General features: G+C 71.7%; 17 protein-coding genes and 2 pseudogenes. 3 read left to right on the top strand and 16 right to left on the bottom strand.

What is annotated here, in order from left to right; genetic code table 11:
* Window positions 1-15: 15 nt before the first annotated feature.
* From flgD to V3T34_RS18640, 11 genes and pseudogenes are all read right to left on the bottom strand, one after another.
* Window positions 16-432: a flagellar hook assembly protein FlgD gene (gene flgD / locus V3T34_RS18690; RefSeq protein ID WP_060846117.1), complete on the bottom strand. Its 417-nt coding sequence runs from the start codon at window positions 430-432 to the stop codon at window positions 16-18.
* A gap of 217 nt (window positions 433-649) precedes the next feature.
* Window positions 650-1,036: pseudogene (gene flbT, locus V3T34_RS18685) on the bottom strand (flagellar biosynthesis repressor FlbT); the annotation flags it as partial.
* 8 nt (window positions 1,037-1,044) lie between these two features.
* Complete coding sequence (flaF, locus tag V3T34_RS18680) at window positions 1,045-1,392, bottom strand: flagellar biosynthesis regulator FlaF (protein ID WP_060846116.1); 348 nt, start codon at window positions 1,390-1,392, stop codon at window positions 1,045-1,047.
* Between the two features lie 59 nt (window positions 1,393-1,451).
* Window positions 1,452-2,492 (bottom strand): flagellar hook-associated family protein, encoded by a 1,041-nt coding sequence (locus V3T34_RS18675; RefSeq protein WP_305078479.1) that lies wholly within the window; start codon window positions 2,490-2,492, stop codon window positions 1,452-1,454.
* A gap of 40 nt (window positions 2,493-2,532) precedes the next feature.
* Window positions 2,533-3,990: a flagellar hook-associated protein FlgK gene (gene flgK / locus V3T34_RS18670; RefSeq protein ID WP_305078478.1), complete on the bottom strand. Its 1,458-nt coding sequence runs from the start codon at window positions 3,988-3,990 to the stop codon at window positions 2,533-2,535.
* Between the two features lie 26 nt (window positions 3,991-4,016).
* Complete coding sequence (locus tag V3T34_RS18665; protein WP_091889587.1) at window positions 4,017-5,273, bottom strand: flagellar hook protein FlgE; 1,257 nt, start codon at window positions 5,271-5,273, stop codon at window positions 4,017-4,019.
* 161 nt (window positions 5,274-5,434) lie between these two features.
* Complete coding sequence (gene fliI / locus V3T34_RS18660; RefSeq protein WP_060846112.1) at window positions 5,435-6,763, bottom strand: flagellar protein export ATPase FliI; 1,329 nt, start codon at window positions 6,761-6,763, stop codon at window positions 5,435-5,437.
* Window position 6,764: 1 nt separating this feature from the next.
* Complete coding sequence (gene flgF / locus V3T34_RS18655) at window positions 6,765-7,493, bottom strand: flagellar basal-body rod protein FlgF (protein ID WP_060846111.1); 729 nt, start codon at window positions 7,491-7,493, stop codon at window positions 6,765-6,767.
* Between the two features lie 7 nt (window positions 7,494-7,500).
* Window positions 7,501-8,379, bottom strand: coding sequence for a DUF1217 domain-containing protein (locus V3T34_RS18650; RefSeq protein ID WP_407942731.1), 879 nt, complete (start codon window positions 8,377-8,379; stop codon window positions 7,501-7,503).
* 3 nt (window positions 8,380-8,382) lie between these two features.
* Window positions 8,383-8,706, bottom strand: a pseudogene (locus tag V3T34_RS18645) (DUF1217 domain-containing protein); the annotation flags it as partial.
* Between the two features lie 158 nt (window positions 8,707-8,864).
* Window positions 8,865-9,482, bottom strand: a complete 618-nt coding sequence (locus V3T34_RS18640; RefSeq protein ID WP_305078477.1) for a hypothetical protein — start codon at window positions 9,480-9,482, stop codon at window positions 8,865-8,867.
* A gap of 158 nt (window positions 9,483-9,640) precedes the next feature.
* On the opposite strand from V3T34_RS18640, the gene V3T34_RS18635 reads away from it, so the two are divergent.
* Window positions 9,641-9,976 carry a PilZ domain-containing protein gene (locus tag V3T34_RS18635; RefSeq protein ID WP_091889593.1) on the top strand — a complete coding sequence of 112 codons (336 nt, stop codon included), beginning with the start codon at window positions 9,641-9,643 and terminating at the stop codon, window positions 9,974-9,976.
* A gap of 231 nt (window positions 9,977-10,207) precedes the next feature.
* Here the strand turns inward: V3T34_RS18635 and V3T34_RS18630 are convergent, their stop codons facing one another.
* From V3T34_RS18630 to V3T34_RS18615, 4 genes are all read right to left on the bottom strand, one after another.
* Window positions 10,208-10,447, bottom strand: a complete 240-nt coding sequence (locus V3T34_RS18630) for a hypothetical protein (RefSeq protein ID WP_060846109.1) — start codon at window positions 10,445-10,447, stop codon at window positions 10,208-10,210.
* A gap of 264 nt (window positions 10,448-10,711) precedes the next feature.
* Window positions 10,712-11,077, bottom strand: a complete 366-nt coding sequence (locus V3T34_RS18625) for a septal ring lytic transglycosylase RlpA family protein (protein WP_060846107.1) — start codon at window positions 11,075-11,077, stop codon at window positions 10,712-10,714.
* Between the two features lie 258 nt (window positions 11,078-11,335).
* Window positions 11,336-11,959, bottom strand: coding sequence for a response regulator (locus V3T34_RS18620; protein WP_060846106.1), 624 nt, complete (start codon window positions 11,957-11,959; stop codon window positions 11,336-11,338).
* Window positions 11,960-12,014: 55 nt separating this feature from the next.
* Window positions 12,015-12,899 (bottom strand): fumarylacetoacetate hydrolase family protein, encoded by an 885-nt coding sequence (locus V3T34_RS18615; protein WP_305078476.1) that lies wholly within the window; start codon window positions 12,897-12,899, stop codon window positions 12,015-12,017.
* Between the two features lie 402 nt (window positions 12,900-13,301).
* Here V3T34_RS18615 and V3T34_RS18610 point away from each other — a divergent pair, with 402 nt between their 5' ends.
* Window positions 13,302-14,597, top strand: a complete 1,296-nt coding sequence (locus V3T34_RS18610; protein WP_060846104.1) for an OmpP1/FadL family transporter — start codon at window positions 13,302-13,304, stop codon at window positions 14,595-14,597.
* Between the two features lie 59 nt (window positions 14,598-14,656).
* Here the strand turns inward: V3T34_RS18610 and phaC are convergent, their stop codons facing one another.
* On the bottom strand, window positions 14,657-16,414 hold the full coding sequence (gene phaC / locus V3T34_RS18605; protein WP_305078475.1) for a class I poly(R)-hydroxyalkanoic acid synthase: 1,758 nt from the start codon (window positions 16,412-16,414) through the stop codon (window positions 14,657-14,659).
* A 211-nt stretch (window positions 16,415-16,625) separates the two neighbouring features.
* Here phaC and V3T34_RS18600 point away from each other — a divergent pair, with 211 nt between their 5' ends.
* Window positions 16,626-17,000, top strand: a complete 375-nt coding sequence (locus V3T34_RS18600) for a hypothetical protein (protein ID WP_060846102.1) — start codon at window positions 16,626-16,628, stop codon at window positions 16,998-17,000.
* Window positions 17,001-17,074 lie beyond the last annotated feature (74 nt).

Below are 17,074 nucleotides of genomic sequence, written 5' to 3'. Positions count from 1 at the left end.
GCCTGTCGCGGCATCCTACTGGATCGTGATGCCGGAGGTCAGCAGCACGTCGGCGCCGCTGGTGAGCCGCGCCTGGACCCCGTCAGCGGTCACCTTCACCGACTGGACGGTGCCGGTCACGGTGCCGTCGGCCGAGGTGAGGGTGCGGCCGATCACCGAATCGGCCTGGTCGAGGAAGCTCGAGGCGAGCAGCGAATCGAGCTTCTGGTTGGTCTTCGTCGCCTGCTCGACCTGCGAGAAGGTCGCCAGCTCGCCGACATACTGCGTCGAGTCCATCGGCTTGGTCGGATCCTGGTTCTTGAGCTGCGCCACGAGCAGCGTCAGGAAGGTGTCCGAGTTCATCGAGGAGGCGACCGAGCTGGTCGCCTTGGCGGCGGCGGCGGCGGTCGAGGTCACGCCCCCGGTGGCGCTGGTGGTGCTGGCGACGGTCATGTCAGGCTTCCGGATCGAGGGCGGGCAGGGCCGCGGCCGCGGCGAGGCGGCCGGCGACCGGCGGGCGGCGCAGCGGCCGCTCGCGCGGGCGCTCGACCCCGCGGGGGCGGCGGCCGAGGGCGGAGAGGGTCGGCAACTGGGCCGGGGCGGGCGCGGCGGGCGGGACCGGCTCGGAGAGCGCCGCCGGGTCGGCGAGGGCCGCCGGGTCGGCGAAGGCCGCCGCATCGGCGGCCAGGAGGGCGGCCTCCAGGGGATAGAGCCCGCGGATCATCTTGAGCGCCTCGAACAGGCGCCCGGCCGCCACCAGGGCGTCGGCCGAGGCCAGCCCCTCGCGCAGGGCCGGCTCGCCGGTGGCGGCCAGCAGCCCGTCCCGGATGCCGTCGTAGAGCGCCCGCGCGGCCTGGGCCTTGGCGGGCTCGATCAAGAGGGTCTGCGCCGCGAAGTAGAGCTGGCGCAGCGGCGTCGTCGCCTCCTCGGCCTGGAGGACGTGGCTCTCCAGCAGGAAGGTGGCGTCGTTCATGAGCTCGATCGCCACCTTCCGGTCGACCCGCAGCACGGCGCCGTTGATGTAGATCCGTTCCCCGGCTCGCAGCGACAGGCGCATGGTGCGGCTCACCGCAGCCCGTCGCGGATCGAGGTGTTCACCTCGATCAGCGCCGCGAGGCTGCGCTCGGGCGAGCGCAGGACCTCGCCGGCCTCCTGCATCGTCCAGGCGCCGATCTGCACCAGGTCGGCGCGCAGGGAGGCGGGCAGGGCGTTCTCGGGCTCGAGCAGGTCGGCGATCAGGACGTTCCAGAGCTCCTGCACGAAACCGACGGCCGCGGTCCGCTCCGGCCCGGACAGGCCGCGGGCCTCCACGTCGCGCAGGAGGGTGAGGGCCCGGTCGAAGGCGGCGCGCTCGCGGTCGCGGCCGACCTCCGGGGCGTCCTCCAGGATCTCGGAATAGGAAAAGCGGTACATCGAGCCGATGCCTCGTATGTGTCAGCGCGTGTGGTCGGCGTGGCGCGGCGGGGGGCGCGCTACGAGATGTATTTCAGCAGGGACAGGCCCTGGAGCTGCGCGGTCAGCGAGTACGACATCTGAAGCTGGGTGGTCGCGGCGTTGAGCCGGGTCTTGGCCTCGGCCGGGTCCACGGCCTCGAGGCCGGCGATCTCCTTCGTGACGAGGGCCGACTGCGCGTCGAGCCGGGTGTTGGCGTCGGTGATCCGGGCCTGGGCGCGGCCGAGATCGGCCTGGAGCGACACCAGCCCGGCGCTGCCCTTGCTCAGGAGGCTCATCGCCCGGTTGGAGACGACCGCCTGGGCCTCGGCCGAGAGGCCGGTCATGCCGAGCGACGACACCAGGGCGGCCTCGGCGAGCTGGCGGAACGCCGTCTCGTTGGCGCCGACCGAGGTGGTGACGGTCTCGGTGAGGGAGATCCGGTTGGTGATGGCGGTCGAGGAGGCCTGCGACCAGGTCGTGCCCCAGTTCGGGTCGGCGAACTGCGCCGCGACCGTGCCCTCGAGGAAGCCCTGGATCTGCGCGGCCGTCAGGTCCGCGGTCCGGGCATCCGACGGCGGGAAGCCGAAGGCGCTCTGGAACGCCGCGACCGCGTTGGTCTTGGCGGCCGCCGCCGCGCCGTCGCGGATCGGGCTCGCGCCCGTGTTGGTGCCGGAGAACAGCGACTGGCCGTTCGAGGTGGCGTTGAGGAGGCCGGTCAGCGTCGCCAGGGTGTCGTCGGCCGAGGCCGCCATCGCGGCGACGCGCTGGTCGGCGGGCAGCCCGGTCAGGGTGGCGAGCCGGGCGTCGGCCGCCTTCTGCATCTGCTGCAGGTTGGCCTGGCTCGCGTTGATGCGAGAGGCGGTGAGACCGTTGCCGTCCTTGAGGGCGGCGATCTCCGCCGCGCTCTGGCGCAGGGAGAGGCTACGGCCGACCTGGCCGCCGAGCGCGAGGCCGACATCGGCGTAGCGTCCGTCGGCGATCTCCTTGGTGGCGTTCGCGATCTCGGCCTGGAGCCGCCCCGACGCGCTGCGGGGGAGGTTCCACAGGCTGAGGCTGGAGATGTAGCTCGTGGTCATCATGACTGGCAGGGCTCTGTCTCTGGATCGCCGCGAAACCGCCTCACCGCACCGCGGCGAAGAGGGTCTTCAGCAGGTCGTCCACCATGGTCAGGATCTTGGCCGAGGCGGTGTAGGAGCGTTGGAGCTGCAGGATCTGCGCGGTCTCGTCGTCGCCGTTGACGCCGGCGACGTTCGACAGGGCCTCGGTGGCCCGGCCGAGCAGGGTCTTCTGGTAGTCGGCGTCGTTCGACGCGGCCTTGCGGCTCGCCTCGAGCCAGCCGGCGGAATCGGCCGCGAAGCCCGCGAGCGTCGCGGTCTCGCGCAGGGACGGGCCGGGATCGAAGCTGCGCGCGGCGGAAAGCCCGCCGGTGAGCGCGCGCAGGCGCCCGGCATAGCTCGCATCGGTCGAGGGGTTGGCCCGGTAGCCGCTGCCGTTCATGCCGCCGTCGCGCAGGAGCGTGACGTCGCCGCCGGCCTGCGGGTCGACCGCGGCGTTGAGGGCGATGCGGCTCGCCAGCCCCGTCTGAGAGGCCGGCAACGCACCGCCGGACCCGGCGGTGAACAGGCCGGCCATCGGACCGACATAGGCCGGCGGGCTGCGGGTATCGGCCTCCTGGAACGTGTCGACGAGCGCTCCCGCGATGGCGTCGAGCTGGCCCTGGTAGGCGACGGCCGTCTCGTCGCGCAGGGCCGCGAAGCCGGCGAGCTTGCCGCTGGCGATCCGCATCGGCGAGGTGGCGCCGGTGACCGGAACCCCGTCGACCATGACGGCCGCCCCCTGGGTGCCCGCCGGGAAGCCGGCGCGCGGCGAAAAGCTCACCGTGCGGGCGCCGCGCTCGTAGAGCGGCACGCCGCTGTCGGTGTAGATCGCCATGTCGCCGCCCGACCGGTCGGAGACGGTGATGCCGACCTCCTCGGAGAGCTGCGCCAGGACCCGGTCGCGTGCGTCGAGGCTGTCGCTGATGTCCTGGCCCGCGGCGGTGCCGCGCATCACCGCCCGGTTGGCGGTCTCGAACTGGCCGAGCAGGTCGTTGATCCGCGAGACCGAGTCCGCCATGCCCTGGTCGGCCTGGGACCGGACCTGCTCCACGGCCGAGGCCGCCGCGTTGAGGCTCGCCGCGAGGTCGCGGGCGCTCTCGACCGCGGCCCGGGCGAGGTTGGCGTCGTCCGGGCGGTTGGCGGCGGCCTGCAGCGCCGCGTTGAGGGTGCCGAGCCGGGCGGCCGGCGAGCCCGCGTCGCTGGTGTCGCCCACCGTCTTCGACAGGGCGGTGATGCCGTCGAGGAGGGCCTGGCGCTCGGCGGCGCCCGAGGACGCCGCGAGCTTGCGCATGAACAGGGCCGCGTCGCTCGCCCGGGTGACGACGACGGTGGTCCCGCCGACCCCGCTCACCAGGCTGACGACCTTGCGCGAGTAGCCGGGATCGTTCGCCCCCGCGGTGTTGCGCGCGGAGGCGGCGATCTGGCTCGACGTCGCGAGGAGCGCCGATCGTGCCGAGTCGAGTGCGAGCGAGAGGCCCATCTGTCAGCTCCCGGTGGCCGTGACGGCTACCGCTTCAGGTTCATCAGGGTATCGAGCATCTCGTTGCCGGTCGTGAACACCTTGGAGTTGGCGGTGTAGACCGACTGCGACTCGATCATCGCGGTCAGCTCGGTGCTGACGTCGACGTTCGACTGCTCGAGGGCGCCGGACTTGATGCCGCCGCGGCCGTTCTGGTTGGCGAAGCCGACCTGGATGTCGCCGGAATCGACGCTGACCTGGTAGACGTTGCCGGAGCGCGGCTGGAGGTTGTCCGGGCTCTTCACGGTGGCGAGCGGCACCTTGAAGGCAGCGAGCCGCGTGCCGTCCTCGAAGGAGGCGTAGACGGTGCCGTCGGCGCCGAACTCGGTGCCGGTCACCGCCGCCGGCGCCTTGCCGTCGGCCTTGCCGTCGATGCTGTAGTCGCCGGCGAGCTGGTTCAGGCCCGAGAAGTCGAGGGTGATGTTTTCGCCGGCGCCGCCCGGGGCGGTGTTGAGGGTGATCGACTTGGCGGTGCCGGTGCCGGCATTCGCGAGCCGGCCCTGCGCGTCGAAGCTGAGCGTCGCGGTGCCGAGCTGGCCGGCGGCCGGCAGGGCCGGGGTGGAGCCGGCCGGGGTCGGGTTGGCGGCGGCGTTGTAGATCGAGGCGGTCCAGGTGCCGCCGGTGTTCTTCGACAGGTAGACGTCGAGGGTCTGGCTCTTGCCGAGCTTGTCGTAGGTCACGAGCGAGTACTTCTTGGCGTACTGGCCGCCGGGCGTCACGGCGCCGTCAAGCGGCAGCTTGCCCGACAGGCTGGCCTCGGTGGTCGGGGTCGCCCGGGTGCTGACTGAGGCGAGGTTGATCGGCACCATGTCGGTGACGCTGTTGAGCGTCGGGTTGGGCTCGCCGTCGAGCAGGCTGTAGCCCATCAGGGTCATGCCGGCGGCGTTGGTGAAGTTGCCGGTGACGCCGTCGACCTTGAAGTTGCCGGCCCGGGTCAGGTAGGGCGCGCCGGACGGGTCCTTGACGACGAAGAAGCCGTTGCCGTTGATCGCGAGGTCGGACTTCGAGGTCGTGGCGTTGAGGGTGCCGCCCTCGGTCACCGACCGGCGCACCTTGGTCTCAACCGAGCCCGAGTTGTAGTTGCCGCCGGCGCTGTCGGCGATCAGCAGCGACGAGAACTCCGCCGAGCTGCGCTTGTAGCCCGTCGTGCCGGAATTCTGGATGTTCTCCGCCACCGTCGAGATGCGGTTCGACTGGGCGTTCATGCCGGAGACGCCGGAGCGGAGCACGCCGATGAGACTCATTGCGGGACCTCGTTCGTCAGGATGCGGGGGCGGTTGCGCGTTGGGATCGGACGCAGGCGGACGGCCTGCGGCAAGGTTTCGGCCGGAATAGACCCGCGCAGGCTTGCGCGGGGCTTGGAGGGGAGCGCCACGAGGCGCGGGAGCCGGGTCGCCATCGCGCGTCAGCCCCGCAGCGACTGGGCGAGCTCGAGGAACGCGTCCTGGCTCGCGGGCTGGGACGGGTCCTGGCGCAGGGCGTCGTAGATCCGCGGCACGAGGCCGATCGCCTGGTCGAGCTCCGGGTCGGTCCCGGCGCGGTAGCCGCCCATCAGGCGCAGGTCGCGGGTCTCCTCGAACCGGGCCATCATCGCCCGGAGCTTGCGGATCAGGTCGCGCTGCTCGGGCGTCCAGACCTCGGTGGCGAGCCGCGAGATCGAGCCGAGGAGGTCGACCGCCGGGTAGCGGCCCTGCTCGGCGATGGCCCGGTCGAGGACGACGTGGCCGTCGAGCGTGCCGCGGATGCTGTCGGCCACCGGATCGTTGTGGTCGTCGCCGTCGACCAGCACCGAGAACACCCCCGTGATGGTGCCGCGGCCCTCCAGCCCCGGGCCCGCCCGCTCGAGCAGGCGCGGCAGGTCGGAGAAGACGCTCGGCGGATAGCCGCGGGCCACCGCCGGCTCGCCGGCCGCCAGCGCCACGTCGCGGGCGGCGTGGGCGTAGCGGGTCACCGAATCGACGATGAGCAGCACCGACTCGCCGCGGTCGCGGAAGGATTCGGCCACCGCCAGCGCCACCTTCGGCGCCTGGCGGCGCATCATCGGGCTCTCGTCGCCGGTCGAGACCACCACGACGGCGCGGGCACGGCTCGGCGCCAGCGCGCCCTCCAGGAACTCGCGCACCTCGCGCCCGCGCTCGCCCACCAGGGCGACCACGACGCTGTCGAAGCCGGTGGCGCCGGCCAGCATGGCGAGCAGCGTCGACTTGCCGACGCCGGAACCGGCGAAGATGCCGATGCGCTGGCCGGCGCAGAGAGGGGTGAAGAGGTCGAGCGCCCGGACGCCGGTGCGCAGGGGCGCGCGCACCCGGGCGCGGCCGAGGGCCGCCGGCGGGTCGGCGTCGAGGGGGCTGGCGCGCTCGCCGTGGACGAGGGGGCCGGCCCCGTCGACCGGGCGCCCGAGGGCGTCGATGACCCGGCCCTTCCAGCTCGGGTCGGGCCGCAGCTCCGCCGGGCCGAGACGGCGGGCGAGCGTGCCGATCCCGGCCTCGATCCGGCTCTCGTAGGCCTTCAGCGTCGCGCCCTCGGCATCGACCCGGACGATCTCGCCGACCTGCTCGCGGCCGCCGGCCTCGAAGGCCATGCGGTCCCCCAGGCGCACGAAGGGCGAGACGCCGCCGATCCGGCAGGCGCTGGCGGTGACCTCGCGGATCGGGCCGCCGATCCGCACCAGCGCGCCGTCCTGGCGGGCGGCCGCCATCGTCTCGGCGAGGCGCGCGAGCGGATCGGCCGCCATCCTAGCTGCCCTGCGGCGAGAGCGACTTCACGGCGCTCTGGAGGGAGGATTCGGCCTCCGCGGTCGCGGTGGCGGCGCTCTCGAAGGCGCGCTGGATGGTGATGAGCTTCGTCATCTCCATGATCGGGTTGACGTTCGAGCCCTCGACGTAGCCCTGGACCACCCCGATGCCGGTGAAGTCCTGGACCGGGCGCGCCGGCAGGCTGGAGGTCACGGCGTTGCCGGGCGCCCGGGTCAGCGTCGCCTTCTTGTCGAGGATGAAGACGCCCAGCGCCCCGACCTGGTTGGTGCCCTGGAAGATGCTGCCGTCGCGGCCGATCGTCGGGGGGCCCTGCTGCGGATCGAGGAGCAGCGGCGAGCCGCCCGGATCGAGCACCGGCTGTCCGGTGAGGCTGCGCAGCTGGCCGGTGGCGTCCATCGTCAGGCGCCCGTCGCGGGTATAGGCGGGGCCGGACTGGCCGCCGATGGCGAGCCAGGCATCGCCCTGCAGCGCGACGTCGAGGGGCGAGTCGGTCTTCGAGATCGGGCCGGAGGCCCGCGACAGGTAGGTGTCGCCGGAATTGACGAAGGCCACCGCACCCTTGGTCGCCTGGGCGAGGAGCGCCGAGAACTTCGTCTCCTCGGCCCGGTAGCCCGCCGTCGACATGTTGGCGACGTTGTTGGCGGTGGTGGTCAGGCGCTTGTCGAGGGCGACCTGGGCCGACAGGTTGACGTAGAGGCTGTTCTGCATCGCCGCCTCACCCCTGGCCGTTGCTGAACAGCGCCAGGATCGGGTCCGTGGCGGTGTTGTTCTGCGCGTCCCAGATCGCCGCGAAGCGGCGGGCGAAGGCCTCGACCTTGGCCGGGTCCTGGAAGCTCGCGAAGTCGACCTTCGAGGAGATGAGCTTGGCCCGCACCGTCAGGGCGTCGGTGGTGGTGGCGCTGCTCGTCGCCGGCAGGCCGATCACCGTGTTGACGACCTGGGTCAGGGCGGGGTCGCTCAGGATGTCGTAGCCGCTGTTGAGGCCCGGCGCCTTGCGGGCGAAGTAGAGGGCGAGGCGCACGCCGGTATCCTGGGCGCCGGCATCCGCTTCGAGGCTCTGCTGCAGGTAGGCGTCGACCACCGCCTGGACGTTGGCGCCAGGCGGCAGGTCGGTGCCGTTGCCGATGTCGACCGCATTCTGGCCGGCGCCGGACAGAGGCGCGTTGGTGACGCTCAGGGTGCGGACCTTGCCGCCCGCGGCGTAGATCGTGTCGGCGTTGACGCCGTCGCCGCCCGGCGCCCCGTCGAAACCGTAATCGGTGTAGTCGGTGGTCTCGAAGAACAAGTTGCCGTTGACGCCGATGCCGACCTGCACCTTGCCCATCAGCCCGTCGGCGCCCGAGGCGCCGATCTGGGCGCTGATCGCCTGGCCGAGCTCGGTCGGGGTGACGTTGGCGAGGTCGGCGACCTTGCCGGCGAGGGCGGCTCGGTTGAGCACGATGGTGGCGGACTTCGTCGTTCCCGCATCGACCTGGGACGAGAGCGTGAAGCGCGCCTCGTTGGTGCCGGAGAAGTCGTAGGTCGTGGCGAGCGCGCCCGGCAGGGAGAGCCGGGCGGCGACCGCCGGGACCGGCGCCTGGCCTTCCTTCAACACCCCGTCGATGCCGGCCGCCGAGGGGCCGGGCGCGAAGTCGAAGGCCTTCGCGAAGGCGACGTAGCGGTCGTCGGCCAGCCGGTTGGCGAAGGCGGCGGAGGAATCCGTGCCCTCGGTCAGGACCTTGCGCATGAACGCCTTGGCGTAGCCCATGTCCTCGAGGCCGAAGGCCTTGACGGCGTAGTTGTAGAGGCGGGTATCGGCCATGAAGTCGTCGATCGACTTCACCTTGCCGATGTTGGCCTGGTAATAGGCGGTGTCGCGGGCCACGATCGGCTCCGCGCCCTTGCGCTGCAGCGAGGTCGCGAGATTTCGCGACAGCAGCATGTAGCTCGTGAGAGTCGTCACGGATCAGCTCTCCGGCCCGTCGGCCCGGTGGGCGGGGTGCCCGGCCGCAGCGGCACGAAGCCCCGATGAGGCCTCCGCTCTAGGCGGACACGCTTGCTCGGGGCTTGCCACCCGGCCGAAGGCTCGCCGCGCCGCGCTCACAGCGGGGTCGGTCCGATGATGGTCTCGGTGGTGATGACGATCCAGCCGGCGCCGGTGCTGCGGATCGACAGCACCCGGCCGCCCCCCGGCAGCACCGAGCCGACGGCGATCTGGTGGAGGCCGTCGCGCCCTTCCACCACGGCCTGGCCGGCGCCGGCCCGGCGCAGGACGAAGCCGGATTGCGGCGGTGCCGCCGGCACGACGAGGCCCGGGCCCTGGGCCGGGGCGGCGGGGGAGGACGGTGTCGGCGGGGCGTCCGGCAGCGAGCCGGTGATCACCGGGTCGAGGTCGATCTCGGGCTGGGCGGCGGGCGTCGCGATCCGCCGCCAGGTGAACGGCCCGGCGCTCGCCGGCAGCACCTCGCGCACGTCGTAGGGCCGCGTCGGCTGGGACAGGGTGTAGCCGGCAAAGCCCGTCGCGGTGAGCGCCAGCAGGATGGCGGCGCCGAACACGCCCCGCTCGGTCGCGGCCTCCCGGGCCCGGCGGCGGGCGATCAGGCCCGCGATCGGGCTCGGCGGCGCGGGACGCTCGAGCGCCGGACGCCTAGGAGCGGCCCCTTTGGGAGCACCCCCGGTGGGGGCGGGACGCTGGGATGTGGCCGGGGCTGCGGGCATGGCCGGGATCGATCGGATGGTGGATGGCTAACGAGACATGAAGGAACAGGCTTTATGACCGGTTAACGCGAGCGGCCGGGCGCGTCCCGGCTTTGCGCCGCGGCCGGAACGCCGTAAGCGTGGCGGAAGGGGCGTCGCGGCCCGGAAGCGGGGAGACCATGGCCGACCGACCGGAGACCGATCGCCCCGGCCCTCACGTGCCGAAACTCGACGACGGTCGCGGATCCGAGCCGATCCCCCGCGCGGGCCGGCGCCACCGCGTGATCCAGCAGGGGCGGATCGTCCTCGGGCCCGACCGGCTCGTGGCGTGCGAGATCGCCGACCTCTCGGCCGCCGGCGCGCGGCTGCGCGTGCCCGCCCGTTTCACCCTGCCGGAGACGTTTCCGCTCGTGATCGCCGCCCACGAGCTGCGCACGGTCGAGGTCCGCCTGCGCTGGCGCCGGGGGGATTTCGCCGGGGTGACGTTCGAGGGGGCGGGGGCCTATATCGGCTGAACTCCGATGGAGCACTCTCCGGACGTCCTTCCGGGCCCCGCTGGCGCGGCGCCGGGACGGCTCGGAGGGTTCAGCCGTCCGTGGGGAGGTTCGCTCTCCGGGAGGAGAGCGGATGGGGGTCGTCCTTCACGGGGGCCGGGATGGCGGCACCACCACGCCAAGGCGCGCCGACGGTCTTCGCCCCGGCCGTGAGCCGTGCCGGCCGGACGGGTGCGGGCCGGCTCGTGCGGCTCAGCCCTTGCGCTGCGCCTTCATGTAGCTGGTGATCGCGGCCTGGCAGTTCTGCGACAGCTTCGCCTTGTTCTGGCGGAAGCAGGCCTGCACCTCGGGACCGTCCGGCGCGAAGTTCCCGCAATAGGTCAGGTAATCGCCGGTGCAGTACTGCTTGAGCACCGCGCGGTCGACCACGACGGGTTCGGCGAGGGCCGCGCCCGTCGTGAGGACGAGGAGGAGGGTGGAGCGCAGGAGCACGGATGATCTCCGGGGGGAGCGAAGGGGAGGGCGGGTCGCGGGCGGACGGTCCCGGCCATGGGCGCGTGCCCCGGCCGATGGCGTCCCATAGCATTCCTGTGGGCGCGGGCAACCTGGCGGCAGGTCAAGCCCGAGATGTCGCGACAGACGAGGACCGCGCGGCCGAGACCGGCGCGGCCCTCGTCTGTCGCTGAATCGCCCCGCGTCAAGACGACGGCGCGGTGGAGCCCGCCGGAATCGCCCGGTGACGGAGGGGAGGAACGCTCAGAGGCGGCTCAGCTGCACCCGGGCGACGCCCGAGATTCCGATCGCGCGGGCCGAGGCCTGGGACAGGTCGATCACCCGGCCGCCGACATACGGGCCGCGGTCGTTGATGCGGACCACGACGGAGCGGCCGTTCGACGTGTTGGTCACCCGGACCCGGGTGCCGAAGGGGAGGCGGCGGTGAGCCGCCGTGAGGGCGTGCGTGTTGAAGCGCTCGCCGTTGGCAGTGCGCCGGCCCTGAAATCCGGGACCGTACCAGGAGGCACGACCGGACTGGGCTTCGGCGGGCGTGCTGGCTTGTAACGTCACCCCGGCGGCACCCGCGAGAGCGAGACCGACGATCGCCAGCTTTGCCTTCGAAACCATTTCGCATTCCCGTTCTTGTTGCTTGACGCGGCGCAACATAGAACCGAACGAGGCAACATTATGGAACAGTCAAAATCGAGAATACTTTGCGTATATTCGCGCCGACCGATTACGGGAACCGAGCGGGTTTACGAACGTTAACAGTCTTCGCTCGTCGACCGGGGATCGAGCGTGGCCGTGGCAGGCGCCACCTTGCGGCCAAGGTTCTCGCCTCCGGGCCCCCGCTTGCCGGACCTCCCGCGGGCGGGAACATCCGTCTCACGGCGCGCGCGTGGCACGCAGGCCGATGCGGATCAGGTCGGCGAGGGTGCGAGCGCCGAGCTTGCGGCGCAGCTGCGTGCAGGCATTGGCGATGGTCTTGTAGCTGAGGCCCAGTTCCTCGGCGATCGCCCCGTGCGAGCGCCCGGCGCCGAGCCGCTCGAGGATCTGCCGCTCGCGCGGGGTGAGGGGCGGGGCGGCCGGCGCCTCGCGGCGCAGCCGGTCGACCTCAGCGGCGAGGGAGGGCGCCACATAGGTGCCGCCGTCGCGCACCCGCTCGAAGGCGATGTGCAGCTCCATCGACGCCGTATCCTTGAGGACGTAGCCGGTCGCCCCGCTCTCGATCGCCCGGACGGCGATCTCCGGGTCGTCGTGCATGCTGAAGACCAGGATGCGGGTCTCGGGCGCCACCGAGCGGATCCGCCGGATCAGCGCGAGGCCGCTGAGCGCGGCGCCCTGGAAGGTCAGGTCGGCGACCACGAGGTCCGGGCGGTGGCGGCGGAAGCGGCGATAGCCGGCGGCGATGCCGGTGGCCTCGTGCACGGTCTCGACGCCGGCATCCTCCAGCACGCGGCGGCAGCCCTGCAGCACGATCGGATGGTCGTCGACGACGAGGACGTTCACGGGTGCGGTCCTTCGGGGGGAGGGACCCGCGGCAGCGCCGCGGGCCCGGTCACGGTCAGTTGGTCGGCTCGCCGGCCGCGACCTTGGCGGTCCAGTCGTCGAAGGCGACGACGGCCTGGCGCTGCTCGCCGAGGCCGGCGATGCCGAGTGTCACGACGTCGCCGGACTTGAGGTAGCGCGGCGGCTTCATGCCCATGCCGACGCCGGGCGGCGTGCCGGTGGTGATGACGTCGCCGGGCTCGAGCAGCATGAAGTGCGACAGGTAGGAGACGATCTGGCGCACGTCGAAGATCATCGTGCGGGTCGAGCCGGTCTGCATCCGCTCGCCGTTCACGTCGAGCCACATGTCGAGGTTCTGCACGTCGCCGACCTCGTCGGGGGTGACGAGCCAGGGCCCGAGGGGTCCGAAGGTCGGGCAGCCCTTGCCCTTGGTCCAGGTGCCGCCGCGCTCGAGCTGGAACTCGCGCTCGGAGACGTCGTGGCAGACGCAATAGCCCGCGACGTAGTCGAGCGCCTCGTTGGCGTGGACGTAGGAGGCCCGCTTGCCGATGACGATGGCGAGCTCGACCTCCCAGTCGGTCTTGGCCGAGCCCTTGGGCAGGATCACGGTGTCGTTCGGGCCGACGATGCAGGACGGCGCCTTGTTGAACAGGATCGGCTCGGCGGGGATCGGCGAGCCGGTCTCGGCGGCGTGGTCGGCGTAGTTGAGGCCGATGGCGATGAAGTTGCGCACCTGGCCGACGCAGGCGCCGAGCCGCGTGCCGGCCGGCACCTCCGGCAGGGTCGCCGCATCGATCCGGCGCAGGTTCGCCAGGGTGTCGGCGGCGAGGAAGGGGCCGGCGATGTCGCGGACCACGCCCGACAGGTCGCGGATCGCCCCCGCGGCGTCGATCAGGCCCGGCTTCTCCGCCCCGCTCTCGCCCCAGCGTACAAGCTTCATCGGCCGTCTCCCCCTGTCCATCCGAGCCTGAGGCCCGTCGGGCCGGGACATTGGCGCCGGTGCACCGCCGCCGCAAGCCGATACGCCCGCGTCCGCGGCATCGCCCCGTTGCAGTTTCGTCACATCTGAGGCGAAACCGTGTCGGACGCGGCCGCCGCGCGCCGATCCGGGCGTCCACGCTATACACGCGACGCCAAGAGACAACGACTGAATTCCCAGACATCTCTTCCATGGACTCGCACTTGTCTGATCGATGCGAGAGATCGTCTTGAGGAAATGACCGGCGACCAGCGACCCGGCGGGATTGCGCAGCCCCTGCCTGCTGCCGCATCATTCCGCTCAAGCTGCGGGCGTCTGGAAGCCGCGCGGCATCGCTTACGAATTCGGGGTCGAGGTAACGTCATGACGGGTTTGAGGAGGACGGCGCTGCTGGCCGGCGCCTCGGTGGCATTGCTGGCGGGGGCCAGCGGGGCCGCGCAGGCGGGGGCGTTCGGCCTGCGCGAGCAGAGCGCCCAGGCGATGGGCCTCGCCTTCGCGGGTGCCGCCGCCGGCTCCGGCGGCCTGTCGTCGATGTTCTGGAACCCGGCCGTCGTCACGATGAAGCCGGGCTGGAACTCGGACTTCAACGCCACCCTGGTCGCCCCCTCGGCCCGGATCACGCCGACCACCGGCACCTTCCCGCCGCTGATCGGGCTGGGCGAGTCGGGCGATATCGGCCAGGCGGCGGTGCTGCCGGCGACGTACTCGAACTACCAGATCAACGACCGGCTCTATCTCGGCCTGTCCGGCGCCGCGCCGTTCGGCCTCATCACCAAGCCGAACCAGGTCTGGGCCGGCCAGACCTACAGCCGCTCGTCCAAGATCTTCACCCTGAACTTCAACCCGGTGATCGGCTACAAGGTCAACGACTGGCTGTCGGTCGCGGCCGGCCCGGTGCTGGAATACTTCAAGCTCACCCTGCGCCAGGCCACCGGCATCACGCCGCTGGCGAACTCCGCCTTCCTCAAGGGCGACGACTGGGCCTGGGGCTTCACGGCCGGCGTGGTGGCGCGGCTCTCGGAGGGGACCACGGTCGGCGTCGGCTACCGCTCGTCGATCAACCACCGGATCGAGGGCTCGGCCTTCGGCATCGGTCAGGTCCGTGCCAGCCTCAACACCCCCGAGAAGGTCTCGGTCGGCCTGACCCAGGCGATCACCCGGGACTTCCGCCTGAACTTCGGCTTCGAGTGGGACAACTGGACCCGCATCGGCTCGCCGGCGATCGTCTCGGTGGCGCTCGGCCGGCCGGTGACGGCCCTGCCGCTCAACTACAAGAACGGCTTCTACTACTCGCTCGGCGCCGAGTACGACTTCACCCCGCAATGGACCGGCCGCGTCGGCGTCGCCTACGAGCAGTCGCCGATCGACAACTCGAACCGCTCGACCCGCCTGCCCGACGGCGACCGCTACTTCGCCTCGGTCGGCGCCAGCTACCGCTACAGCGAGAAGATCCAGTTCGACGTCTCCTACCAGCACCTGTTCGCCGCCGGCCGCAACCGGATCGCGCTGGTGCCGGGCGAGCCGCTCTACACCGCGCCGCTGGCCTTCCTGGCCACCACCGACGCCAGCGCCGACATCGTCTCGGTCGGCCTGAAGTACCGCTGGGACAACCCGCCGGCCCCGGCGCCGATCCCGGTGCCGCTGGTGCGCAAGTACTGAAACCCAACCACCGTCAAGAGAAAGGCCCCCGGGAGGATCTCCCGGGGGCCTTTCTCGTCTCACGCCTTTTCGAGCACGTAGGTCCCCGGCGCCGCCCCGAGCGAAGGCAGCACCCCGCCGCCGGGCTGGCGCGCCGGCACCCGCTCGTTGTTCTGGTGCTCGAGCCAGGAGAGCCAGTAGGGCCACCACGAGCCCGGATGCTCGGTCGCCGCCGCGATCCAGTCCTGGAGCGAGCCGTAGGCCGGACCGCCGGTCCAGTACTGGTACTTGGGCTTGGCCGGCGGGTTGACCACGCCGGCGATGTGGCCCGAGCCCGCCAGCACGTAGTCGACGGTACCGCCGAAGGCGCGGCAGCCCTCGAAGACCGAGAGGGCCGGGGCAATGTGGTCCTCGCGGGTCGCGAGGTTGAAGACGGGCGCGGTCACCTTGCCGAGGTCGAGGCGCACGTTGCCGAGCACCATCTCGCCGCGCGACAGCTTGTTGTCGAGGTAGCAGTTGCGCAGGTAGAACGAGTGGTTGGCGGCCGGCATCCGGGTCGCGTCGGAGTTCCAGTACAGCAGGTCGAAGGGCAGCGGCGCCTTGCCCTTCAGGTAGTTGTTGACGACGTAGGGCCAGATCAGGTCGTTGGGTCGCAGCATGTTGAAGGCGTTGGCCATCTTGGCGCCTTCGAGGTAGCCGCGGTCCTTCATGCCGGCCTCGATCGAGCGGATCTGGGCCTCGTCGACGAAGACCTTGAGGTCGCCGGCATGGGTGAAGTCGACCTGGGTGGTCAGGAAGGTGGCGCTGGCGATGCGGTCGTCGCCCACCGCCGCCATGTAGGCCAGGCTCACGGCGAGCAGCGTGCCGCCGACGCAGTAGCCCACCGCCGAGACCTGGCGTTCGCCGGTCGCCTGCTCGATCGCTTCGAGCGCCGAGAAGACGCCCTCGCGCATGTAGCTCTCGAAGTCCTTCGAGGCGTGGCGCGCATCCGGGTTGACCCAGGAGATCACGAACACCGTCAGGCCTTGGGCGACCGCCCAGCCGATGTAGCTCTTGTCCTTGTTCAGATCGAGGATGTAGAACTTGTTGATCCAGGGCGGCACGATCAGGAGCGGGCGCTTGAGCACCGTCTCGGTCTGCGGCGCGTACTGGATCAGCTCGATCAGGTCGTTGCGGAAGATCACCTCGCCCGGCGTGCTCGCCATGTTGACGCCGACCTTGAACTGGCCCGGATCGGTCTGGCGCACGCGCAATTCGCCGCCGCCGGCCTCGACGTCCTCGGCCAGCATCTTCATGCCGCGCACCAGGTTGGCGCCGTTCTCCCGAAACGTCTCGCGCAGGAGCTCGGGGTTCGTCGCCAGGAAGTTCGACGGCGACATCGCGCCGGAGATCTGCCGGACGTAGAACTGCGCCTTGGCGCGGGTGTGGTCGTCGAGCCCCTCCGCCTCGTCGACCATGATCTCGGCCCACCGCGTGGTGATGAGGTAGCCCTGCTTCAGGAAGTCGAAGACCGGGTTCGTCGTCCATTCGGGGGCGGCGAAGCGCTTGTCCTTGGGATCGGGCAGGGCCACGGGGGTGACCGTCTCGCCCTGCATCCGCTGCAGGGTCGAGCCCCACAGGGCCAGGAACTGGCCGCCGATCAGGCTCTGGGCCTCCATCGCCTTCTGGGGGTCGGTGAACCACTTCTCCGCCACGGTGCCGAGCGTGCGCACGACCTCGGTCACCGACTCGGCGAGCGCTGCATTCGGCTTGCCCTCCTCGAGGGGCTTGGCGTAGGCGGCGAGCGCCCGGCTGAACTGCTCGGTCATAAGGCCCGCGTTGCGCGACAGGGCCTCCATGTCCGCAACGGGGACTTCAGCGACCGGGACCTTCGCAGTCGGCGCCGCACCTCGTTCAGAAGACGTCACGCGCACTCTCCTCCCGTATTGTGGCCGGCTTCGGCGAGCCGCCTTTCCGACAAGATATCGTCCCAAACCGCCGGTTGCGCCAGATGACCGGACCCGGTTTCCTCACCGCCACGCTGCCCTCGCGCAAGGTTCTCGCCCGTCCATGCCCGTCTTCCCCGCTGTTTCGCCCCGCCTCGCCGCCGCCGCCGCGCTCGTCGTCACCTGCTTGTCCGCCGGGGGCTGCGTCCTCGACGGGGCCGGCATCCGCGACGCCGCCAAGTCGGCGGGCCTCGGCCCCAAGGAGGTGGCCGCGCCCGACTTCGTCGAGAAGTCCCGCCGCGGCGGCGGCGACTTCCTGCCCGTCGGCGTCTCGGCCCCGCCTCGCGAAACTCGCGCCAAGTCGGCCGCCGGCGTGAAGGCGCTCGAGGCCGAGCTCGACGCCAGCCGCCAGCGCAACGAGGCGCGGGGCCGCGATGCCGCCAAGGTCGGCGGCGCGGTCAAGCCGCCGGCCCCGCCCAAGGTGCCGCCCGCCGAATGACGCCCCGCGTGACGAAGAGGGAGCGACACCGCCGGGTGAGGCTTAAGTCCCAGGGCGGCGGCACCCCGGCGAAT

It is taken from the genome of Methylobacterium ajmalii, assembly GCF_036448855.1.
Taxonomy (GTDB): Bacteria; Pseudomonadota; Alphaproteobacteria; order Rhizobiales; family Beijerinckiaceae; genus Methylobacterium; species Methylobacterium ajmalii.
This window is presented reverse-complemented; position numbering and strand designations above follow the sequence as displayed.